Below are 22,583 nucleotides of genomic sequence, written 5' to 3'. Positions count from 1 at the left end.
CGGACATGGGGTTGTGGGTGAATGGCTGTGCAAGAACGCGCCGCCGGCTTGCGGGTGGGCGCGCTGCGGTTGCAAAGTTACGGCTTTTCGGCCGAATCGTTTGCCGTTCGACGGGAAATTTGTAAATTTGCGCCAAGAAACGTCTAAACCGCAATCCGAATGAAAAAACTGCTTGTGCTCCTTGCCGCCGCCCTGCTGGCACTGCCCGGCCGGGCCGAGGTGCAGCGTCCGCGACTCGTCGTGGGGCTCGTGGTCGACCAGATGCGCTGGGACTACCTCTATTATTATCACGACCAGTACGGCCCCGACGGTCTGCGCCGCCTCATGGACGGGGGCTTCAGCTTCGAGAACACGATGATTAATTATGTGCCCACGGTGACGGCTATCGGCCATGCCAGCGTCTACACGGGCAGTGTGCCGGCCCTGCACGGCATCGCCGGCAACAACTTTTACATCGACGGCCGCAAGACCTACTGCTGCTCGGACACCACCGTGCAGAGCGTGGGCTCGAAGAGCCGCGAGGGCCAGATGTCGCCGCGCAACCTGCTGGCGTCGGGCCTCGGCGACGTGCTCAAGACGGCAACTGACTTTCGGGCCAAGGTCATCGGCGTGGCGCTGAAGGACCGCGCCGCCATCCTGCCCGCCGGGCATGCCGCCGACGCCGCCTACTGGTGGGACACTTCGGCCGGCCATTTCGTCTCGTCCACCTATTATATGCAGGAGCTTCCCCGCTGGGTGCAGCAGCAGAACCGACGCCTCGGGGCCAAGCCCGGCACCGATGTGAAAACTTCGGTGGAGGGCGTCACCAAGACTTTCCAGATGGCCGAGGCCGCATTGGAGCACGAACAGCTGGGCCAGGACTCCGTTACCGACCTGCTGGCCGTGAGCATTTCGTCGACCGACGCCATCGGCCACACGTTTGGCACGCGCGGACAGCAGAACCACGACGCCTACATGGAGCTCGACCGGCAGCTGGCCCGCTTCCTGAACGTGCTCGACGAGCGCGTCGGCCGCGGCAACTACCTGCTCTTTCTCACGGCCGACCACGGCGCGGCCCACAACCATAACCTCCTGCGCCGCCACCGCATTCCGGCGGGCGGGCTGGAGACGTGGACGTGGATGGACAGTGTGGATCGGGCCGTCTGCCAGCAGTTGGGGCTGTCAACGCCCGTCGTTCAAGGCGAAGACGCGGGGCGAATCTACCTTAATCGCGACGCGATTGCCCGCCAATCGCAGCGCGTTGACGCCGTAAAACAAGCCCTTATCCGCGAGTTGGAGCGGCGCGACGACATACTCTACGCCGTGGATTACGACCGCGCCCTCACCACGTCGGTGCCGCAGCCCATCCGCGAGCGCATCGTCAACGGCTACAACAAAAAGCGCAGCGGCGACATTTTCTACGTGCCCCGCGCCGACTGGGAGAACGTAAGCAGCAAGCCCGATTACCCCGGCACCACGCACGGACAGTGGAATCCATACGACGCCCACATCCCCTTCGTGGTCTATGGCTGGCATGTGGGCCACGGCGAAACGGCCGAACCCACGGCCATTGTCGACATTGCGCCCACCATCTGCGAGCTGCTCCACATCCAGATGCCCAACAGCTGCGTGGGCAACGCCCGGCCCGTGCCCGCCCCCGACGGCCGCGAGGCCCGCTGACGGCTCTTGCCCCGCCGCCACTCATCCCCGTAAATTCAACAACTACAACAACTCTTTTATGAAACATTTCATTCTTGTCCTGGCGGCATCGCTCGCCGTTTCCATTCAGTCTGCGGCGCAGACGGCCCGCAAGTTTGTGCTCCCCAACTCGGCCGACGGCCAGTCCGAGCTCACGGCCTACCTGCCCGCGCGACCCACGGGCCGCGCCATCGTCGATTGTCCCGGCGGCGGCTACGCCCATTTGGCCCTTGACCACGAGGGCCACGACTGGGCGGCCTACTTCAACCGGCAGGGCATCGCCTACTTCGTGCTGAAGTATCGCATGCCCCACGGCGACCGCACCATCCCCCTGACCGATGCCTACCGCGCCATGCGCACCGTTCGCGACTCGGCCGCCACGTGGGGCGTCAACCCCCACGACGTGGGCATCATGGGCTTCTCGGCCGGCGGCCATCTGGCCTCCTCGGTGAGCACCCATGCCCCCTGGGCCTCGCGTCCCGACTTTGCCATCCTCTTTTATCCCGTCATCACCATGGGGCAGGGCTGCCACGGCGGCTCCAAGGCCAACTTTCTGGGCGACGGACAGGACGACCCTGCACTGACACGGGCCTGGAGCAACGAGACGCAGCTGCGCCGTCACCTCACTCCGCCCACCGTCATCCTGCTGGCCAACGACGACGCGGCGGTGCCCCCCGTGCCCAATGGCGTGGCCTATTATTCGGCCATGCGCAGTCTGGGCAAGGACTGCGCCCTCTACATCTATCCCTCGGGAGGCCACGGCTTCGGCTTCAGGCCCAGCTACGCTTTCCACGACCAGATGCTCGCCGACCTCACCCAGTGGCTTGCCGCGCTGCCCTCGCCCCGTCCCGGAGCCCGCCGCGTGGCCTGCATCGGCAACTCCATCACCGACGGCGCCGGCCTCGCCATGGCCGAGTCGCAGGCCTACCCCGCCCGGTTGCAGCAGCTGCTCGGCCCCGACTGGCTCGTGAAAAACTTCGGAGTCTCGGCCCGCACCTTATTAAATAAGGGCGACCACCCCTACATGCAGGAGCCGGCCTGGCGCGACGCTCTCGACTTCCAGCCCCAGACCGTCATCGTCAAGCTGGGCACCAACGACTCCAAAGCCCACAACTGGCAGTACAGGGCCGACCTGGAGCGCGACCTGCAGCAGCTGGTCGACTCGCTCAAAGCCCTGCCCACCCGGCCCGCCATCTACCTGTGCACGCCCGTGCCCACCACGCGGCTCACCGGTCGCGACATCAACGACAGCATCATCACGGCCGGCGTTATCCCCGTCATTCGGAAGGTGGCGCGCAAAAACCGCCTCACCCTCATCGACTTGCACGCGGCTTTCAGCCTGGCCGACGGCCGGCAGATGCAGCGCGACGGCGTACATCCCACTGCGGAGGGGGCCGAACAGATGGCCCGCATCATCGCCCCGTATCTCAAACCGTGAGCTCCCCGTGTCCCCGCCGCCCGGTGTTGGCAGCCGGGGCACGGTCTCTAAAAGCCGGGTCTGAACGCCCGGCTTTTTTGTTTTTAACCCGTGTTTTTTGGCCATTCTGCCGAAAAACGGTTGCTGCCGTGCCCGTCTCTCTCCACGATTCACTAATTTTGCAGCCGGAATCTGCCGCCCGCGGCCCTCGCGGGCACACGTGTCCGCGCGTCCGCAAACCCCTGAAACGGCGGCCGCCCCGCACGGGACACATCCCTGCAACCCCAAAAAACAACTAAAAACCAACAACAAACCCATGAACAAGCGAATCCTTTTCTCCACCCTGCTGGCCCTCGGCATGGCTCTTCCCCTGCACGCCCAGCGCACGATGGACCGCCTCGACCGTGGCCTCGTGGCCGTGCCCGGCCGCTCGTCGGGCAATCTGGTGAGCTGGCGCAAGCTGGGCGAGGAGTACTACGACACGCAGTACAACCTCTATCGCGACGGCGCCCGCATCGCCTCCGGCCTCTCCGTCTCCAACTTTCAGGATGCCGGCGGCAACTCTTCGAGCAGCTATCAGGTCGAGGCCGTGGTCAACGGCGAGCTGCACGAACGCTGCGCGCCCGTCAAGGCATGGGCCCGACAGTATCTCTCCATCCCCGTAGAGCCCGCCCTCAACCGCGCGGGCAAGGACGTTACGGCCGGCTATTCGCTCAACGACATCTCGCTGGCCGATGTCGATGGCGACGGTGTGCCCGAGCTGATGCTCAAGCGACGCAACGACAGCGGCAACTTGCTCAAGACCAGCAACCGCACCGACTTCAACCGTTACGAGGTCTACACCCTGCAGGGCAAGCGCCTGTGGTGGATCGACCTGGGGCCCAACCTCATGTCGGGGCCCGACGAGCAGTGGGACATGATAGGCTACGACTGGGACGGCGACGGCCGTGCCGAGGCCCTGATGCGCGGTGCCGACAACATGATTATCCACACCGCCGACGGCCACACCATCAACATCGGCGACATGAACTACGACAATGGCGGGACGGCCGACACCCGCGTCGAGTACACCCGCGCCGGCAAGGAGTACCTGCTCTACCTTGACGGCGCCACGGGCGTGCCCTACGGCTACGACGGCAACAGCGGCGCCTACACGCCGCCGGCCTATCCGCTGCCCCGCTTCGAGCAGGGCGAGACGGACTATGCGGCCGTGTGGGGCTCCAACGACACCGGCCACCGCGCCTGCAAGCACTACTTCGGCGCACCCTGCCTGGACGGCCGTCGGGCCAGCATCTTCCTGGGCCGCGGCTGCTACACGCGCCACAAGATGTGCGCGCTCGACGTGGATCCCGTCACCCACAAGCTCTCGCAGCGGTGGCGTTGGAACACCTACGACGCGTCGAGCCCGTGGTTTGGCAACGGTTTCCACAACTTCCAGATAGCCGACGTCGATATGGACGGCCGCGATGAGATAGTCTTTGGCTCGATGATTATCGACGACAACGGCCGTGGACTGGCCACCACCGGCCTCGGACATGGCGATGCACAGCACTGCGGCGACCTCGATCCGTACCGCTGGGGTCTCGAGCAGTTCACCTGTCAGGAGGGCAGCGAGGGCAACAGCTACTGGAACGCCACCACCGGCCAGCTGTATTACCGCAAGGCCGACGGCGGCGACGACGGCCGCGCCCTGGCCGGAAACTTCACCAACGACTACCCCGGCGGCCAAGGCCGTTCCGTCTCTTCGGGCATCATCGGCCTCTCGTCCGACAAGATTCTGCCCGTCGACGCCAACAGTAAGATGAAGTGGGACGACCTGAACTGCCGCATCTACTGGGACGGCGACCTGCTCGACGAGATATTCGACAGCCCCGGCGTGGAGCGTGCCGCCTCGATCACGAAGTGGGGCAACGGCCGCATCTTCACCTCGGGAGGCCAGCTCAACAACTCGTCGAAGAACAATCCCTGCGCCCTTGGCGACATTCTGGGCGACTGGCGAGAGGAATTTATCGTGCGCAACGGCCCGAGCGAGCTGCAGCTCTACACCACCAACTACCCCACGGAACACGCCATTTACACCCTCTGGCACGACCACGAGTACCGCAATGCCATGGCTTGGCAGTGCGTGGGCTACAACCAACCGCCCCATCCCAGCTTCTTCCTGGGCGAGCTTGAAGGCATCACCGTGGCCCCGCCGCCCGTGACACTCACCGGCCGCAGCGTGGTGGCCGACGGCTCAACACTCCGCAGCGGCAAGGCCCATCTGCTGCTTTGCGACCAATCGGACATGACCGTCGGTGTGGCCGACGGGGCTTCTCCTTGGATCGTTACCGACAATGCGCCCGCCATCGTGGCCGGCACGGGAGGCGAAAACGCCCGCAGCAAGACCCCCGAGCGCATGGTTACCACCTGCACCCACACTCTCACGGGCGGGGCTTTCGGCGGTGCCACGCGGCTGGTGAAGCAGGGCGAGGGCGTGCTTGTGCTGCCCAACGTCACCGAAAACCACAGCGGCCCCACCGACATTTGGAACGGTACGCTCCGGTTCGACGGCACCATGGCCAAGAGTCCCGTGTGGCTCAACCGCCACACGCGCCTTGTTTCGCGCGGCGGCCACTTCCTCGGCGGGCTGCGTGCAGACTACAACGCTACCCTGCTGCCCGGCGACGACGGCGTGGGCAGCCTCTCGGCCAGCCGCCTCGACCTCGGCATCGGCGCCCGTGTGGTGTTCGACATCGTCAATGCCCGCCCCGACACGCTCAATGCCGACACCCTCGTGCTCCAGACCAAAGACTGGGGAGAGTACGGGCCCAAGTACAAGGCGCCCGTGTTTGAGTTCCGCATCCAGGGCGAGCTGCCCGACGGCGACTACACCTTGGGCCGTGTCGACTCGCTGCGCGGCCGCCTGGCCGACATCCTGCTCGAGGGCCTCGGCGACCGCCGCACCCGTCTCGTGCTGGCCGACGGCCGCCTCTCGCTGCACGTTGAGACGCTGCGCAGTGCCGCCGCCGTGCGCTGGAACGGTACCGACGGCTCCCATATCTGGGACTTCGGCGTGAGTGAAAACTTCCTCAACGGCGACAAAAAAGACTATTCCGCGCCGGGCGACGACGTGACTTTCGACGACCGGGCCGCCTCCACGCAGGTAGAAGTGAAGGGTGCGGTGCGCCCCGCCTCGCTGCTTTTCACCAACGATACCAAGGCCTACACCCTCTCGGGCGACAGCATCGTGAGCCCCGCCACGCTCCGCAAGACGGGCGCCGGCACGCTCACCGTGGCCTCGCTCAACCGCATGGCCTCTACCGAGGTGAGCGGCGGACGGCTCGTGGTGAACAGTCTGGGCAATCTCACGGGCGTGGCCTACGGCGCGCTGGGCACGGCCGCGAGCCGCATCACGCTCTCGGGCGGAGCCACATTCGGCGTGGCCCGCACCATCATCACTGACCAGCCGTTCTTCATCGGCAGCGGCGGCGCCACGTTCGAGACGCCCGGCGGCACGGCCCTCACCCTGAACCGAGGCCTTGCCGGGGCGGGCAACACTGTGACCAAGACGGGCGACGGCACGCTCACGCTCGGCACGGTCAACACCATCGACCGCCTCGTCATTGCCCGCGGCACGGTGAACGACGTGGAGCTCTACAACCAACCACAGCTCCCTGCCACCGTGGAGTTCGGCCAGGGCACGCTCTACGACCCCGCCACAGAGAACAGTTCGTCGGTCAATCCCGTGAACTTCGTCGTGCCCGAGGGCTGCACCGGCACGTTCCATGCCGACCCGCGCTGCAACTACACGGGCCGCCTCACCGGCCGCGGCACGTTCAATGTGTACGACGCTTGGGTGCGTTGCACGTTCAGCGGCGACTGGAGCGACTTCGAGGGCACGGTGGTGCCGCGCCTCGAAAACCGCACGACGAAGCACCTCTACACCAACGAAACCTTCGACTTCACCAACAGCCACGGCCTTCCCCGGGCCACGCTCAACGTGCCGTCGGGCGTTACCGTGAGCAACAACGGCCACGATTTCCCTCTTGGCAGCGTCACCGGCGCGGGCACCTTGGCCGGCAGCGGCGCATGGATCGTGGGCGTTTTGGGCAACGATTTCAACTTCGGCGTGGTCTCCACCAGCAAGGTGGTGAAGCGCGGCGCGGGCCGTATGAACCTCTCTTTTGCCAACAAGGTGCAGGGACAGCTGCAGGTTGACGAGGGCATGCTTTCGTTCACCTCCGGCACAGCCACCCCTATCATCGGCTCCACGCTCACGGTGAACGGCGAGGCCGAGGTCAAGGGCACGGGTCTGGTGAGTGCCGTGACGCTCAACGGCGCGAGCCGTTTCTCCCCCGTGAAGTATGCCAACGACAACTTGGGCGGCGTGTTCCGCACGTCGGCCATGTTCAAGATGGCCCCCACGGCCACGGCCAACTTCGTGGTGAGCAGCAAGAGCGGCACGACCGTCGTGGGTTCGCGCATCGAGTGCGGCAACTTCCTCTACCTGGGCAACGTCCGCGTGACACTTGCCGACGGCTACACGCCCGCTGTGGGCGACAGCATCTGCCTCTGGACTTGCCAGCGCGTGATGCAGGCCCCCACGTCGGTGACGCTGCCCGAACTGCCCGCCGGCATGGCCTGGGAGCGCACGTCGCTCACCGACAAGAGCACCACGGGCTACCTGCGCATCGTCGCGGCGACCACGGGTTTGGGCCGTCTTTCGGCCGATGTCGAGGCTGCTTTCGAGGTCTACGCCGTGGGTGGAGCCCATGTGGGCCGCGTGACCGCCCGTCCCGCCGACCTGCGCCGCCGTCTCCTCGCCCTCGGTCTTGCCCCCGGCACCTACATTGCACGCTCGGCTTCTTCTGCCGTTAAGGTGGTCTTAGCCCCCTAATCCGGTGGTCTTAGCCCCCTAAGATAGGGGGTTGGGGGTCTGACCCCCCGCTCCCTCCTTTCTGTTTCAAGTTATCCCCCGCCTTGTCCAAACGACAACCCGCAACAACAACAAACAACGCTTCGCCCTGGTTGGCAGTGTTGTTTGTTGTTGTTCGAGTTGTCTTTAAATTTATATAGAGCAGCACAAGGGCGGTCGGAACATGCGTTTGGAGCATGCCGTGTGGGCGGTCGGCGGATGTTTGAGGGTACGGCAGGCATGTCCCGGCAGGGACATGGCGAAATAAACACGCCGTAATCGCGCGACGAGCACGCCGTAATCGCGTGGCGAAAACGGTGTAATCGTGCGGTGAAAACACCGCAGACGCTCGGCGGATACGGCGTAATCGTGGGACGACGGCACACCCATGCCGGCAGGACGGTGCGGGAAAGGCAGGACGGGCGCCCTGTCGGCACCGGTCGAAGACTGACAAATGTGGCAGACGCGGGTGTGCCAAATGTGTCAGTCGGCGGCGTTGTCACGGTGTTGGCACGCTTTTGGCAGAGGGGGAGGGTGGGCTGCCGCAAGGCGGAGACCCACGACAAACCGTGCACGCGAAGCGTGCGACACAACGTATTCACATTCTAAAAATACATGAAATTATGAAAGTAAGACCATTAGCAGACAGAGTGCTGGTGCTCCCCGCACCGGCCGAAGAGAAAGTAGGAGGCATCATTATCCCCGACACGGCCAAGGAAAAGCCGCAGCGCGGCAAGGTGGTGGCTGTGGGACAGGGCACCAAAGACGAGGCCATGCTTCTCAAGGAGGGCGACGAAGTGCTCTATGGAAAGTACTCGGGAACCGAGCTGGAGAACGACGGCGAGAAGTATCTCATGATGCGGCAGAGCGATGTGCTCGCAGTGGTTGAGTAATTCAAAATTCAAAATTCATAATTCAAAATTGAGCCATCCGGGGGGATTTTTCAAGCGATGACAAGCTCGTGATAAAGCCGGGCCGAGTTGCCAAGCTAATAATTCCAGGCTGATGATAAAGCCGAGCAGAGTTGCCAAGCAAGCGATGACAGGCTCGCGACACGTCGCCCCCGCACTCATATTTAAACCATACCCAGCCCGTGAAGAAGCCGTGAGAGGCTGAGCGGGCCATAAAAAATTACAATTATGTCTAAGATTATCAAGTTCGATACAGAAGCACGCGACCTGCTCAAGCAGGGTGTAGACCAGTTGGCCAATGCCGTCAAGGTGACGCTGGGCCCCAAAGGCCGCAATGTGGTGATTGAAAAGAAGTTCGGTGCCCCGCAGATTACCAAGGACGGCGTGACCGTGGCCAAGGAGGTGGAGCTCGAAGACAAGTTTGAAAACACCGGCGCACAGCTCGTGAAGAGCGTGGCCAGCAAGACGGGCGACGACGCCGGAGACGGTACAACCACCGCCACCATACTGGCACAGGCCATCGTCAACGAGGGCCTGAAGAACGTAACGGCCGGCGCCAACCCCATGGACCTCAAGCGCGGCATCGACAAGGCCGTGGCCAACGTGGTGGATTTCATCAAGAACAACGCCGAGCTCGTGGGCGACAACTACGACAAGATTGAGCAGGTGGCCACCGTTTCGGCCAACAACGACCCCGAGATTGGCAAGCTGCTGGCCGACGCCATGCGCAAGGTGTCGAAAGATGGAGTGATTACCATCGAGGAGAGCAAGACCCGCGACACCAGCATCGGCGTGGTGGAGGGCATGCAGTTCGACCGCGGTTACCTCTCGGGTTACTTCGTGACCGACGCCGACAAGATGGAGTGCGTGATGGAAAATCCCTATATCCTCATCTACGACAAGAAGATTTCAAACCTCAAGGAGTTCCTCCCCATCCTGCAGCCTGCCGCTGAGAGTGGCCGTCCGCTCATGGTGATTGCCGAGGATGTGGACTCTGAGGCCCTCACTACGCTCGTGGTGAACCGTCTGCGCGGCGGCTTGAAGATCTGCGCCGTCAAGGCCCCCGGCTTCGGCGACCGCCGCAAGGCCATGCTCGAAGACATTGCCGTGCTCACCGGCGGCGTGGTCATCAGCGAGGAGAAAGGCCTCAAACTCGACCAGGCCACCCTCGAAATGCTCGGCACGGCCAAGAAAGTGACTGTATCGAAAGACTTTACCACCATCGTGGACGGGGCCGGCGCCAAGGAGAATATTCAGGAGCGCGTGGCACAAATCAAGAACGAAATTGCCAACACCAAGAGCTCTTACGACAAGGAGAAGCTGCAGGAGCGTCTGGCCAAGCTGGCCGGCGGTGTGGCCGTGCTCTATGTGGGCGCCAACTCCGAGGTGGAGATGAAAGAGAAGAAAGACCGTGTGGACGACGCTCTGTGCGCCACTCGCGCCGCCATCGAGGAGGGTGTCGTGGTGGGCGGCGGCACCACCTACATCCGTGCCCAGCAGGGACTGGCCGATGTGAAGGGTGACAATGCCGACGAGCAGACGGGCATCAACATCGTGTGCCGCGCCATCGAGGAGCCGTTGCGCCAGATTGTGGCCAACGCCGGCGGCGAGGGCGCCGTGGTGGTGGACAACGTTCGCGGCGGCAAGGGCGACTACGGCTACAACGCCCGCGCCGACCGTTACGAAGACCTGCGCGCTGCCGGCGTCATCGACCCGGCCAAGGTGGCCCGCGTGGCTCTGGAGAATGCCGCCTCGATAGCGGGCATGTTCCTCACCACCGAGTGCCTCATCTGCGACAAGCCCGAGGAGAACGCACCGGCCATGCCCGCTGCACAGCCCGGCATGATGTAATCCTGCGCTACCGTATCCGGGGGCGCGTGCCGAGGGGCACGCGCCCCTTTCGGTTTCGGCACGTTAGTCTTTTTTAAATATTGGCCGGTGCTTTTTCACGCTTAAATATTTGGAACATATCCATAAACTTCGTACCTTTGCAGCGGTAAACTGTAACAGACCCTTCTGTGAGAGGGTCAACGATATTTTTTGATTTGTTTTAGTAGATTAGTTTTTAAGTAGTTTGTTTTTTGGAAATCGGTTGTCGCGATGACATCCGATTTTTTTTGTGCTTCCCTTAAAAACCGTTATCTTTGCACCATGAAGCCGAAATTACACATCGATTGGAAGAAAGTTCTGCTGTTTCTGCTGGTCTCTGCCGGACTGATTTACATCACGCGGTCGCTGCTCATGTCCATGGGCATCGTGCTGCTGCTGTTTGTTGTCGACAGCTTGCTGGCCGACAGGGAGTACCGCCGCCGCACGCGCCGCCTCTTCGACGAGCTTCGACGCAGGCACGAGGAGGAGCAAAAGCAATAGCTGCGCGCCATGGAACAGCTCACACAACTCTATACGGCCTGGCGGGGCGAGGCTCCGGCACGGGTGGAACGCCTGGCCGGGGCGGGCAGCAACCGGCAGTATTACCGCATGGCCGACGCCGCGGGGCAGACGGTTGTCGGCGTGGTGGGCACGAGCCGCGAGGAGAACCACGCCTTCGTCTACCTGGATCGCCACTTCGTGCGGCGCAAGCTGCCCGTGCCGCGGGTGCTCGCCGTGAGTGCCGACGAGATGTGCTACTTGCAGACCGACCTGGGCGAACGCTCGCTTTTCGACGCCATTCGCGGCGGTCGCGAGGCCGGCGGACGCTACAACGTGGCCGAGCGCGAGCTACTGCTGCGCACCATCCGCGAACTGCCCAACATCCAGATGCGCGGTGCGCGCGGGCTCGACTGGAGCCAATGCTACCCTCAGCCCGAGATGGATGAGGACAGCGTGCTCTTCGATCTGAACTATTTCAAGTACTGTTTTCTCAAGCCCACGGAGCTCGATTTCCACGAACTCAAGCTCGAAGCCGCCTTTCGCCGCCTGGCCAAAGACCTCACGTCGGAGCCCGCCGAGAGCTTCCTCTATCGTGACTTCCAGGCCCGCAACGTGATGCTCGACGCCGAGGGGCAGCCCTTCTTCATCGATTTTCAAGGCGGACGGCGCGGTCCTGTGTACTACGATCTGGCCTCTTTCCTGTGGCAGGCCTCGGCCAAATACCCTTTCAAACTGCGTCGCGAGCTGGTGGCTGCCTACTACGAGTCGCTCAAGCAGTACACCGAGGTGCCCTCGGTGCGCCATTTTGCCGAGCGGTTGAGCCTTTTTGTGCTCTTCCGCACGCTGCAGGTGCTGGGCGCCTACGGCTTCCGCGGCTACTTTGAACACAAGCAACACTTCATCGACAGCATTCCGCCGGCCATCGACAACCTGCGCGACCTGCTGCGCCTGCGCGACGACGTGCTGCCCTATCCCTACCTGCGCGACCTGCTGCGCCGCCTCACCGAGCTGCCGCAGTTCGCTCCCGTGCCCCCGCCCGTGCACAGTCGGACCGACGGCTACCGCACCACCGACCGCGACATCTACCCCGCCCATCCGCAGGACGGCCCCGCCACGTTCTCCAAGTACGACGGCAAGGGCCCGCTACGGGTCACCGTTTATAGCTTCTCCTACCGTCGGGGCATCCCCGACGACCCCTCGGGCAACGGCGGAGGCTACGTTTTCGACTGCCGCAGCACCCACAATCCGGGCCGCTACGAGCCCTACAAGCAGCTCACGGGACTGGACGAACCCGTCATCCGTTTTCTGGAGGACGACGGAGAGATACTCGAATTTCTCGACCACGTCTACGCCTTGGCCGACAAGCATGTGGCCCGCTACCTGCAGCGTGGCTTCACCCATCTGATGTTCTGCTTCGGCTGCACGGGCGGCCAACATCGCAGCGTCTACAGCGCGCAGCACCTGGCCGAGCATGTGCACAAGCGGTTCGGGGTGGAGGTGCACGTGGTGCACCGCGAGCAAGGCATCGAGCAACGCCTGGTTTGAAAGGCCCGGCGCCGTCTGTTGCAAAAAGGCATCAAGACCGTAGGAACACGGTCTTGATGCCTTTTTGGTATGTTTCCGGATTCGTGTTGCGGGCAGTTATGCCAGCAGTGCGCGGAGCTGGGCAGCGACTCTGTCGGCATGCCGGCGGGCGAGGGCCTTGATGTTGGCCAGCTGTTCGGGGTCGGTGCGCAGGGCATACGACACTCCTCCGGTGTACACATAGTCCTGCAGGTCGAGCTGGCACAGGCTGGCCGTGGCCTTGATTTGCGACATAAGTATCTCGTCGACGGTGTAGCCCAGTGCCTCGTGGCTGTACCAATCGGCCGTAGCACCCGTGGTGAACGAGGCGATGAGCTTCTTGCCTTTCAGGGCCGTGCCCGTGGAGCCGTGGGCAAAGCCGTGCACACACACCTCCTCGACCCAGCGGTGGAGCATCGACGGCAGGCTGTACCAGAACACGGGAAACTGCCACACGATGACGTCGGCCTTGACGAGCTTCTGCTGTTCGGCCGCCACATCGATGCGAAAGTCGGGGTAGAGCTCGCTCAAGATGGAAAACTTGGCCTCGGGAAACTGGCGTTTCAGCTCGTTGAGCACCGTGTCATTGGCCACCGAATCTTTCAGGTCGGTGTGGCCGGAAACAATTAGAACTTTCTTCATGATATGGAATAATGTTGCAAATCGGGTCAGTCCGCGGGTGTGTGCCGGCCGTCCTGTCGGGGGCTCTGCCCTGTTGGTTCCTGCCCGTGTGGCCGTGCCGGGGTGTTGAGCCGCCGTTTCACCACAGCCGGATTGCCGGCCACGAGGCAGTCGTCGGGTACGTCACGAATCACCACTGACCCGGCGGCCACGATGCAGCGGCGGCCGATGGTGACGCCGGGACACACGATGACGCCCCCGCCGAGCCAGGTGTCGTCGCCGATGGAGATGGGGTAGGAGGTCTCGCGGGTGCCTCGCCGCGCCTCGGCGTCGAGCGGATGCTGGGGCGTGAGCAGCTGGCAGCCGGGGCCAATCTTCACGTCACGACCGATGGTGACCGTGGCGCCGTCGAGGATGGTGCAGTTGTAGTTCAGAAAACTGCGCTCTCCCAGCGTGATGCCGTTGCCGTGGTCACAGTGGAAAGGCGGGCACACACAGCTGCTGTCGGGGATTCCCGGAATGACCTCGCGCAGGGCTTCGCGGAAGCCGGGCGAGGTGATCGTGAGCTGGTTCAGGCGTAGGCAGGCCTCCTTGGCGTGGGCCAGGCTGGCGTTGATTTCGGGGTCGGAGAAGTCGTAGAGCCGCTGCGACCGCATCTTCTGGAATTCGCTGTCCATCTTTGGGTGGGTGTCGGGCCGCCCGGCATGGGGCGGCGGTGTGGCTGCAAAGGTAGCAAAAAAACGGGTAGACGGTGCGTTGCGCGCCCGAAATGTTGAAAAATAAAATGCCCGTACAGCGGCGTATGGGGTGCGCGAGGCTGTACGGGCGTGGTGAGGCTGCCTTATGACGGCCTCGGATAGGCCTATTTCTTGGTGGCCTTGAACAGAAGCGGGGTTGCTTTCTTGATGAGCCGGGGCTGCAGCTTGCCGTCGATGTAGACGCCGCCAGCCACGATTTGCATCTGAAGCGTCTTGTTCGTGGCGTTGTAAGCACCGAGCGAACCACTATTGTTGACGTAGAACGCCACCACCACGTCGTGTTCTTTCTTCTCGGTGCCGTAGGCAAACTTGTAGGTCAGGCCCTTGGGATTGATGAGGAAACACGCCGGCGACACGCTGTAGAACCCGATGTAGCACTTCATGCTCTGGGCTTGCTGCTGGGCCAGCGCCTTGCCGAGGGCTTCGTCCGAGATGGCCGGAACAAGCGCCTGGGCCGGCAGATTGTCGATGGTCATCACCGAATCGGTGGCGATGGTCCAGTTCACGTCGAGCGTATCAGTGACATCTTTCGCATTCTTGGGGTTGGTAGCGGGGAAGATGACAGAGCCCTTGTAAGTGCCTTTCACAGTTTCAAAAGCCGCCTTCACCTCTTCTTTAGTGAGGCTCTTGGGGCTGTCGTTCTCGGTACAAGCGTTGAAGACCAGTGCGGCGGCGCAGCAGGCCGCCATGGAAATGATTTTTAAGCTTTTCATTTTTCTGTTAAATTTTGGCATTTGTATTTCTTGTTGCTGCCCCTTAAACGGCGTGGTGTGGGAAACCTTGCACGGCCAATGCGATTTTTTTAGGTATTGCCCGTTTTTTCTTGGCCGTGCGCCGCCGATTCGCTAACTTTGTACACAAATAGCCGCCGCCCCGCCGGGCCGGTGGGGCTACACCTTATTATATATGTTTTTATGCGGCGCGCCACGCAAGGTTTCGCCTGGCACGGCATTTCAGGAGTGAAGACCGGAGAGACCGTGCACGGGCCGCCGCCCAGCCGCCGACGGACGTAACCATGACCGTACAGACCACAGACAACGAAGAGCAGCTCGTGCAGCTATTCCGCCAGGGCAGTCCTCTGGCCATGGAGAGGCTGTATGCGGGCTATGCCAGCTACCTCACGGGAGTCTGTGCACGCTATGTAACGGGCGACGCCGACTTGGCCGACGTGCTGCAGGAGAGCTTCATCAAGATCTATACGCAGCTGGAGCGGTTCAGCTATCGCGGCCCCGGGTCGCTGCGGGCATGGATGGCACGCATCGTGGTGAACGAGAGTCTGCAGCTGTTGCGCCGGCAGAAACGCGAGGGAACGGTGGTGCTCAACACTGACCTGCCCGACCTGCCCGACGAAGATCCCGACACGGAGGGGCTGCCGCCAGAGGCGGTGATGACCTTGTTGCGCCGCTTGCCCGAAGGCTACCGCACCGTGCTCAACCTCTATGTCATCGAAGGACGGAGCCACAAGGAGATAGGACAGCTGCTCGGCATCAGGCCCGACAGCTCGGCCTCGCAGCTCCATCGCGCCAAGAACATGCTGGCGCATCTCATCAACGAATACAAGAAAGGCAAGTCATGAACGACGAATGGATGAACAAGCTGAGGCAGCTGGCCGACGATTACGGCCCCGAGCCGCCCGCCGACCTGCCCGCACGCATCAGCCGCGAGCTGGCGCGGCGCGGTGTGCAGTCTGCCGGAGCCCGCGTGGTGACGTTGCGCCGTTGGGCCGTGGCCGCCGTGGCTGCCGCCGCCGTGACGGTGGGAGTGGTCTTCTGGATGCGGCCCGCTGGGCATCGTGACCTGCCTGCCGGAACTATGGTGGCCCAGCGCGGGCCGGCCGCCAAGGCCGCCCACAGGGCGGGCGGCGGCCACGGCGCGGTCCCCGGAGGGGCAGAAGCGCTCGTGGCATCGGCTCCTTTGACCCAGGCCTCAAGGGCCGTCGCGAAGCCTGTGGCTGCCGCCGACATTGCTTTGGCCGCTGGGCCGACCGATGTGCCGACTGCCGACGAGACTGCAACAACGCCCCCGGCCGCCACCCCGGCCGAAGCCTCGGCCGGGAGGGACACCGTGAGGCGCGTGCGCCGGAGCCGCTTCACCGACGATGCCGCCCCGCTCCTGGCCTCGGCCGACCTGCCCCGCGACTCCCGTGCATGGCGCGTGGGTGCCTTCTATGGCAGTGCGGGCGGCTCGGGTGCGGGCCCCACGGCCTCCCAGGAGCCGCTGGGCGACTTCTCGCAAGCCAGCTATGCCGACGCCGGTCTGCCGTACGATGCGGCCAAGCTGCAGGCCGTGCGGGCCCCCGAGACCGACGATCCCCCGACGACCACCCACGAACACCACCACCAGCCCCTGCGCGTGGGCCTCTCGGTGAGCCGGCGACTCAACGCCCGCTGGAGCTTGCAGACGGGCCTTGTCTACAGCAAACTCAGTTCCGAACTGGTTCAGGAGCAGCGCGGCGTGATGCAAAGCACCGTGCGCCAGCGGCTCCACTACGTGGGATTGCCCCTCATGGCCAGCTACAGCCTGTGGCGCACGCCGCACGTCAACGTCTACGCCTCGGCCGGCGGATGCGTGGAACAGCTGGTGAGCGGCCGCCAGACGGAGGACCACAGCGACCGTTCGACCCGCGTGAGCGAGCACCGACCCGTGTTCAGTCTGCTGGCGACGGCGGGCGTGGAATATCTGGGCACGCCGCGGCTGAGCGTCTTTGCCGAGCCCGGCGCCGCCTGCTACCTGCACAATGGCAGCGGCGTGCACTCGGCCTATACCGACAAGCCGCTCGGCCTGCACCTCAATGTGGGCGTGCGGGTGACGGTGAAATAGGCGGGTTTGAGTTTTTTAACGTTTTACGGTTCTTTCTCCTCCGGCACGGTTTAGCGGTTTTACGATTTGTTTTCGTAAATTTGCACGTATGACCGCCCGGAGACATTTGCTGCTGCTTCCCTTGTTGTTCATCCTCACGCCGGGGGTGGGAGGCAGCGCCGCCGCCCGTGGGGCCATGGCCGTGGACGAGGGCGAATCGTCGCCGTCGGTGCGTTCGGCCACGCGCATCTTCTATACGCTGAACCGCCAGAACGGCCTTTCCGACAATGGTATTTTGCAGATGATTCAGCTCGGCGATGGCCGCATGGCGGTCTATACCGAGCGTGGCGTCAACGTGTACAACGGGCAGAACTTCTGCCTGGTGCCGCTGCACAAGGGGCTGCGCACGCCCCTGCGCCGCTACGATGGCGAGACGCACCTCTACCTCGACCGGCAGGAACGGCTCTGGATCAAGGACCATTATGCCGTGACCTGCGTGGACCTGCAGCGTCTGCGCCCCATGCCCGCCCCGCTCGACTCGCTTCGTTGCTGGGGCGGCGGGCTGCAACCCGAAGACCTCTACATCGACAGCCAGCACGACACATGGGTCGTTGTGGGCCGCAGGCTGCGCAACATCTGTACCCGCCGCGACTATCTCATGCCCGATTCGCTGGGCCGACTGCAGGACCTGGACGTGTGGGACGGCCGCCTCTACACCTTTTTCAGCACGGGCATGGCCGTGGACTACGACCTGCGCACCGGCCGCCGGCTGCGCGTGGCCACGGCCTACGGCCCGGCCGACGCCCGGCTTTACCAGCGCACCTCGCTCATTGTGCGCGGTCCCCACCGCATGTTCTACCAGATTCGCACGAGCCGGCACGAGACCATTTTCCTCGCGTTCGACACGCGCCGCTTCCGCTTTCGCGAGCTTTACCGCTCGCCCTACATCCTCAACACGCTCAATGTCACGCCCGACAACGTGGCCCTGATATGCAGTCTGCGCGGTTACCTGCTCTTCGACCTGAACCGCGGGGCCCGCTGCCGGGAGTTCCGCACGGTGTCGCTGCCCGACGGCAGCACCCTCACCGACGGCATCAACACCATCTATCCCGACCACCAGCAAGGCGTGTGGCTGGGCACTTACCACAACGGACTGCTCTACGCCTCGTCGCTTTTCAACCTCTTCGACACGCGAACCCTCAACATTCCCGTGTGTCCCATCCTGACCAACGTCTACCTTGGCGGCGAGGAGCTGCGCATGGGGCGGGCCTACGGCGGCCGCGTGCTGCTGCCCACGGACACGCCCTACCTGCAGCAACTGCGGTTGGGAAGCGGCCAGCGCGACGTGTCCTTCAAGTTCACGACGATGAACTACGTGCGGCCCCGCGGCACCTGTTACCGCTACCGCTTCGATGGCGGGGTGTGGCACACGGTGTCGGCCGACAGCCATCCCGACGTGGTCAGCGACCACGGTGTGATGTATCTCTCGTTCACCCGCCTGGCTGCGGGCGACCACACGCTGCAGGTGCAGGCCTCGACCAACCCGCGGCGGTGGGTGGGCACGGTGCGCACGGTGCACATTTCGGTGGCGCGGCCGTGGTGGGCGTGGCCCGGCGTGTGGGCGGGCGCGGTGGTGCTGGCCGGCGGAGTGGGGGCCGGATGGCTGCTGAGGCGGCGGCGCAAGGAGGCCGCGGCCGGCACGGAAAGCCCGGTTTTGTCGCCGCAGCGGCCACAGGCGGAGCCGATGGCCGCGCAGTTCAGGCCTTTGAGTCCCGTGTCGGAGGCTCCGGCAGAGCCTGCGGCTGATGTCGCGGCCGCGCAGCCCGATTTCCTGCAGCGGGCCGAGGCCCTCGTGCGGCGGCATCTGGCCGACGGCGAGTACGGCGTGGAGCAGCTGGCCAACGACCTCTGCGTGGAACGGACAGGCCTTTACAAGAAGCTCACCGCCCTCACGGCCGACACCCCCGTGGCCTTTATCCGCAACATCCGGCTGGACGAAGCGGCCCGCATGCTGCGCCAGGGGCGGCACGGCGTGAATGAGATTGCCGCACAGTGTGGCTTCAACAGTCCCAGCTACTTCGCCAAGTGCTTCAAGCTCAAGTTCGGCATGAAGCCGTCGGAATACCAGTAATTCCTTTTCTTCGCTGCCTTGCGGCATGGCCGTGGGCTGCGCATGCTGCGGGCGCGGCGCTGCAACCGCCGCGCGATGAGGCCGCAATCGCCGCGCGAAAACGGCGCAACCGCATCGCGTCGAGCCGTTTTTCGCGGGGCGTTTTCCCGTTTTTCAGCTTGCGTTTTTGCCGTTTTCCGTTGCTGAACCAAGGGAAAATCAACATACGTTACATCCCAAATCTTCATTTGTTCTATCCTTTTTCGGGGCCGAAACCCTAACTTTGCAACCGTCGGGCAGGCGTATGTCGCTACCCCGTCGGGCCCCGTGCCGTGCCCGTGCGGCCTGTTGCCAACCATTCATCATTCATCATACAACCTAAAATTACGCAATCGACATGAACCTAAAGAAGAACCTCATCCTTGCGTCGGCGGCCGTCTGCTGCTCCGTGGCCGGAGCGCACGCCCCGTCGCAACCCGCAGCCCATGCGGCCGGCACCCCCGGCCGGCTGCCCGTGCAGACCATGAACACCGCGCCGCGGCCAGCGCCCACCCAGGCCCGCCACCAGGTGCAGGGCACCGTGACCGACGCTGCCGGCGAGCCCATCATCGGCGCAACCGTCATGGAGAAAGGCACCGGCAACGGCACAGTGACCGACCTTGACGGCCGCTTCTCCCTCACGGTGGCTTCCGCCCGGGCCACGCTGCAGGTGACATACATCGGTTTCGCCCCGCAGGAACTGCCGCTCAACGGCCGCCGGAATGTGGCCGTGACGCTGCAGGAAGACAACAAAGTGCTCAACGAGGTGGTGGTCATCGGCTACGGCACACAGCGCAAAGGCGACGTGACGAGCTCCGTGGGCAGCGTGAAGCGTGAGGACTTCACGGCCGGTGCGGTGAACGATGCCGGGCAGCTGATACAGGGAAAGATAGCCGGCCTGTCGGTCACCAATCCCAACGGAAACCCTGTGGGCGGCACCGAAGTGTCGCTGCGCGGCAGCACAACCATCCTTGGCGCATCGACCAATCCGCTGATTTTGATCGACGGCGTGCCGGGCGACTTCAACACCGTGGCCCCCGAAGACATCGAGAGCATCGACGTGCTGAAAGACGGCTCGGCCGCGGCCATCTACGGTTCGCGCGGCACCAACGGCGTGGTGATGATTACCACGCGCAAGGCCAAGGGCGAGAACATGAACGAAGTGCAGTACAGCGGCTACCTCACCATGACCCATATCGTGAAGAAACCCGACTTCTGCACGGCCGCAGATTACCGCCGACAGATTGCCGACGGGCTGCGCGACGCCTCCTGGGACCTGGGCAGCGACACGCGATGGATAGACGAAGTGCTGCGCACGGGCGTGAGCCACGTGCACAACCTCTCGTTCAAGGGCGGCACACCGCAGACCAATTACATCTTCAACCTGAACTACCGCAAGCTCCAGGGCATCTTCCACAAGTCGGACAAAGAGGAGTTTCAGGGCCGCGCCGAGGTGAACCACAGCATGCTCGACGACATGCTGCGCTTCAATTTCCAGCTTCTGGCCAACAAGAGCGGCTACACCTCGACCACCGACGGCGGCAGTTTCGACACCTACAGTTGGCGTCAGGCGATGATCCACAACCCCACGGAACCCACGCGGAATGCCGACGGAACCTGGCGCGAGAACACCGGCATCTTCAACTACGACAACCCGCTGGCCCGCATCTACGAGGCCGACGGCAGGCAGGACGTGCAGCAAACGCGGGTGAGTTCAAACATTACTTTCAACCCCATCAAGGTGCTCACGTTCAACGCCCTGCTGTCCTACGACAAGACAACACGCAGCGGAGGCTACTACGAGACCAAGCAGCACATCTCCAATATCCGCGACGGCCGCAACGGATATGCCTCGACCGGCAGCTCGTCGACCATGACCAAGCTCGTGGAGCTTACGGCGCAGTATCACCAGTCGTTCGGCAATCACTCGGTGCAGGCCCTTGCGGGCTACAGCTATCAGGCCGGCAACTACAACCAGCAGTACGAGCGCAACTACAACTTCCCGACCGACCGGTTCAGCTGGCACAACATCGGGGTGGGCCAAGCACTCAAGGAAGGCAAGGCCACGGAGTACAGCTACTGGCTCGACACCAACCTCATCGGCTTCTTCGGACGCGTGAATTACAACTACAAGAACCGCTACCTCTTCATGGCAAGTCTGCGTCATGAGGCCGCGAGTCAGCTGGTAGGCACCAGGCAACCCTGGGGCAACTTCCCGTCGGTGTCGCTCGGTTGGCGCATCACCGAGGAAGATTTCATGCGCCGCCAGCAGCTCTTCGACGACATGAAGCTGCGTGCAGGCTACGGCGTGACGGGCTCGCAGCCCAGCGAATCGTTCCTCGGCCGCTCGCTCCTGGGCTATGGAGACTACTACCTTTACGACGGCAAATGGATACGTGCACTCCAGCCTACGCAGAACGCCAACGACAAATTGAAGTGGGAAGAGAAGCACGAATACGACGTGGGACTGGACTTCAGCATGCTCGGCTACCGCCTCAACGTGAGCATAGACTGGTACTATCGCCTCATCAAGGGCCTGCTCTACGACTACTCCGTGCCCTCTCCCCCCAACCTTTATACCACTACCCGCGCCAATGTGGGCGAGATGAGCAACAACGGTCTGGAGGTGATGGTGGGTGCCATTCCGGTGAAGACGAAAGACCTGACGTGGAACGCCACGCTCACTTTCTCGACCAACAGCAACAAGTTGAAGAGCCTCTCGAACGACCTCTACCAGGCCTCTTCCGACTATTTCATGGCCGGATGGATCGAGGAGCCGGTGAAGACCGAGTCGCACATCGTGCGTATCGGCCACCGTGTGGGCGACATTTACGGCTTCAAAGTGGTGGACGTGGACGAGCAGGGCAAGTGGATTTACGAGAACAGGGACGGCCAACGCGTGGGTTACGACGACTTCACGCACAGCTTTGAGGACAAGCAAGTGCTGGGCAACGGCGTGCCCAAGTGGTACCTCGGCTTCAACAACCAGCTGCGTTACAGGCAGTGGGACCTGGCCGTGAACATGCGCGGGGCTTTCGGCTTCCAGATTATCAACGGCACACGGATGTTCTATGAGAACCGCAGCCGCCAGGACTGGAACCGCCTGCGCTCGGCCTACGACCCGGTATTCGGCAAGGCCGTGCTCAACACGCTCTGCTCGGAGGAGTTCAACAGCTACTATGTGGAGAACGGAGACTACTGGAAAATAGACAACGTCACGCTGGGCTATACCTTCGGCCGGCTGGGCAAGTATGTCAAGGCACTGCGCCTTTACGCCACGGTGAACAACGCTATCACCATCAGCGGCTATAAGGGCATCGACCCGGAAGTGTCGGCAGCGGGCCTGAACCCCGGCTACGACAACCGCGACATCTTCCCCCACACGCGTTCGTTCACCTTTGGACTGAACGCCACTTTCTAA

15 protein-coding genes are annotated in these 22,583 nt (G+C 63.2%); 11 read left to right on the top strand and 4 right to left on the bottom strand.

Going from position 1 to position 22,583, the window contains the following annotated elements; all coding sequences use genetic code 11:
• Window positions 1-159: 159 nt before the first annotated feature.
• The 7 genes from L888_RS0103250 (at window position 160) to L888_RS0103220 (ending at window position 12,817) form a co-directional block, all read left to right on the top strand.
• A complete protein-coding gene (locus tag L888_RS0103250) occupies window positions 160-1,659 on the top strand; it encodes an alkaline phosphatase family protein (protein ID WP_027951860.1) in 1,500 nt (499 codons plus the stop codon).
• 58 nt (window positions 1,660-1,717) lie between these two features.
• On the top strand, window positions 1,718-3,115 hold the full coding sequence (gene axeA1 / locus L888_RS0103245) for an acetylxylan esterase AxeA1 (RefSeq protein ID WP_027951859.1): 1,398 nt from the start codon (window positions 1,718-1,720) through the stop codon (window positions 3,113-3,115).
• A 295-nt stretch (window positions 3,116-3,410) separates the two neighbouring features.
• Complete coding sequence (locus L888_RS0103240) at window positions 3,411-7,973, top strand: rhamnogalacturonan lyase family protein (RefSeq protein ID WP_027951858.1); 4,563 nt, start codon at window positions 3,411-3,413, stop codon at window positions 7,971-7,973.
• Between the two features lie 641 nt (window positions 7,974-8,614).
• Entirely contained in the window at window positions 8,615-8,884 is a 270-nt protein-coding gene (locus L888_RS0103235) for a co-chaperone GroES (protein ID WP_015310475.1), read from the top strand.
• 246 nt (window positions 8,885-9,130) lie between these two features.
• On the top strand, window positions 9,131-10,753 hold the full coding sequence (gene groL, locus L888_RS0103230) for a chaperonin GroEL (protein WP_005847307.1): 1,623 nt from the start codon (window positions 9,131-9,133) through the stop codon (window positions 10,751-10,753).
• A 300-nt stretch (window positions 10,754-11,053) separates the two neighbouring features.
• Window positions 11,054-11,272, top strand: coding sequence for a hypothetical protein (locus L888_RS0103225; protein ID WP_005847308.1), 219 nt, complete (start codon window positions 11,054-11,056; stop codon window positions 11,270-11,272).
• 9 nt (window positions 11,273-11,281) lie between these two features.
• The gene (locus tag L888_RS0103220; RefSeq protein ID WP_027951857.1) at window positions 11,282-12,817 is read left to right on the top strand and encodes a RapZ C-terminal domain-containing protein; all 1,536 of its coding nucleotides are present in this window, start codon (window positions 11,282-11,284) and stop codon (window positions 12,815-12,817) included.
• 96 nt (window positions 12,818-12,913) lie between these two features.
• Here L888_RS0103220 and L888_RS0103215 read toward each other — a convergent pair whose 3' ends face one another.
• The 3 genes from L888_RS0103215 to L888_RS0103205 form a co-directional block, all read right to left on the bottom strand.
• A complete protein-coding gene (locus L888_RS0103215; protein WP_027951856.1) occupies window positions 12,914-13,477 on the bottom strand; it encodes an NAD(P)H-dependent oxidoreductase in 564 nt (187 codons plus the stop codon).
• A gap of 26 nt (window positions 13,478-13,503) precedes the next feature.
• Entirely contained in the window at window positions 13,504-14,133 is a 630-nt protein-coding gene (locus tag L888_RS0103210) for a sugar O-acetyltransferase (RefSeq protein WP_027951855.1), read from the bottom strand.
• A gap of 185 nt (window positions 14,134-14,318) precedes the next feature.
• Window positions 14,319-14,927, bottom strand: a complete 609-nt coding sequence (locus L888_RS0103205; RefSeq protein ID WP_015310480.1) for a DUF4840 domain-containing protein — start codon at window positions 14,925-14,927, stop codon at window positions 14,319-14,321.
• 302 nt (window positions 14,928-15,229) lie between these two features.
• Here L888_RS0103205 and L888_RS0103200 point away from each other — a divergent pair, with 302 nt between their 5' ends.
• The 3 genes from L888_RS0103200 to L888_RS0103190 all read left to right on the top strand — a co-directional run bounded on the left by L888_RS0103200 (window position 15,230) and on the right by L888_RS0103190 (window position 19,144).
• Entirely contained in the window at window positions 15,230-15,790 is a 561-nt protein-coding gene (locus L888_RS0103200) for an RNA polymerase sigma factor (protein ID WP_005847336.1), read from the top strand.
• Window positions 15,787-17,034 (top strand): porin family protein, encoded by a 1,248-nt coding sequence (locus L888_RS0103195; RefSeq protein WP_027951854.1) that lies wholly within the window; start codon window positions 15,787-15,789, stop codon window positions 17,032-17,034. The genes L888_RS0103200 and L888_RS0103195 overlap by 4 nt, the downstream gene beginning before the upstream one ends.
• An 88-nt stretch (window positions 17,035-17,122) precedes the next feature.
• Window positions 17,123-19,144 (top strand): helix-turn-helix domain-containing protein, encoded by a 2,022-nt coding sequence (locus tag L888_RS0103190; protein ID WP_027951853.1) that lies wholly within the window; start codon window positions 17,123-17,125, stop codon window positions 19,142-19,144.
• On the opposite strand, the gene L888_RS14395 is transcribed toward L888_RS0103190, so the two are convergent.
• Window positions 19,087-19,371: a hypothetical protein gene (locus tag L888_RS14395; RefSeq protein ID WP_156924976.1), complete on the bottom strand. Its 285-nt coding sequence runs from the start codon at window positions 19,369-19,371 to the stop codon at window positions 19,087-19,089. The genes L888_RS0103190 and L888_RS14395 overlap by 58 nt on opposite strands.
• 149 nt (window positions 19,372-19,520) lie before the next feature.
• Between L888_RS14395 and L888_RS0103185 the strand changes: the two genes are divergently transcribed.
• Entirely contained in the window at window positions 19,521-22,583 is a 3,063-nt protein-coding gene (locus L888_RS0103185; protein ID WP_044248528.1) for a SusC/RagA family TonB-linked outer membrane protein, read from the top strand.

The sequence above is a fragment of the Hallella seregens ATCC 51272 genome (genome assembly GCF_000518545.1).
Lineage (GTDB): Bacteria > Bacteroidota > Bacteroidia > Bacteroidales > Bacteroidaceae > Prevotella > Prevotella seregens.
This window is presented reverse-complemented; position numbering and strand designations above follow the sequence as displayed.

What these genes read in the sequence shown, in the direction of transcription:
- L888_RS0103250 (WP_027951860.1), top strand. Translation starts at nt 160, where the DNA reads ATGAAAAAACTGCTTGTGCTCCTTGCCGCCGCCCTGCTGGCACTGCCC.
- axeA1 (WP_027951859.1), top strand. Translation starts at nt 1,718, where the DNA reads ATGAAACATTTCATTCTTGTCCTGGCGGCATCGCTCGCCGTTTCCATT.
- L888_RS0103240 (WP_027951858.1), top strand. Translation starts at nt 3,411, where the DNA reads ATGAACAAGCGAATCCTTTTCTCCACCCTGCTGGCCCTCGGCATGGCT.
- L888_RS0103235 (WP_015310475.1), top strand. Translation starts at nt 8,615, where the DNA reads ATGAAAGTAAGACCATTAGCAGACAGAGTGCTGGTGCTCCCCGCACCG.
- groL (WP_005847307.1), top strand. Translation starts at nt 9,131, where the DNA reads ATGTCTAAGATTATCAAGTTCGATACAGAAGCACGCGACCTGCTCAAG.
- L888_RS0103225 (WP_005847308.1), top strand. Translation starts at nt 11,054, where the DNA reads ATGAAGCCGAAATTACACATCGATTGGAAGAAAGTTCTGCTGTTTCTG.
- L888_RS0103220 (WP_027951857.1), top strand. Translation starts at nt 11,282, where the DNA reads ATGGAACAGCTCACACAACTCTATACGGCCTGGCGGGGCGAGGCTCCG.
- L888_RS0103215 (WP_027951856.1), bottom strand. Translation starts at nt 13,477, where the DNA reads ATGAAGAAAGTTCTAATTGTTTCCGGCCACACCGACCTGAAAGATTCG.
- L888_RS0103210 (WP_027951855.1), bottom strand. Translation starts at nt 14,133, where the DNA reads ATGGACAGCGAATTCCAGAAGATGCGGTCGCAGCGGCTCTACGACTTC.
- L888_RS0103205 (WP_015310480.1), bottom strand. Translation starts at nt 14,927, where the DNA reads ATGAAAAGCTTAAAAATCATTTCCATGGCGGCCTGCTGCGCCGCCGCA.
- L888_RS0103200 (WP_005847336.1), top strand. Translation starts at nt 15,230, where the DNA reads ATGACCGTACAGACCACAGACAACGAAGAGCAGCTCGTGCAGCTATTC.
- L888_RS0103195 (WP_027951854.1), top strand. Translation starts at nt 15,787, where the DNA reads ATGAACGACGAATGGATGAACAAGCTGAGGCAGCTGGCCGACGATTAC.
- L888_RS0103190 (WP_027951853.1), top strand. Translation starts at nt 17,123, where the DNA reads ATGACCGCCCGGAGACATTTGCTGCTGCTTCCCTTGTTGTTCATCCTC.
- L888_RS14395 (WP_156924976.1), bottom strand. Translation starts at nt 19,371, where the DNA reads ATGAAGATTTGGGATGTAACGTATGTTGATTTTCCCTTGGTTCAGCAA.
- L888_RS0103185 (WP_044248528.1), top strand. Translation starts at nt 19,521, where the DNA reads ATGAACCTAAAGAAGAACCTCATCCTTGCGTCGGCGGCCGTCTGCTGC.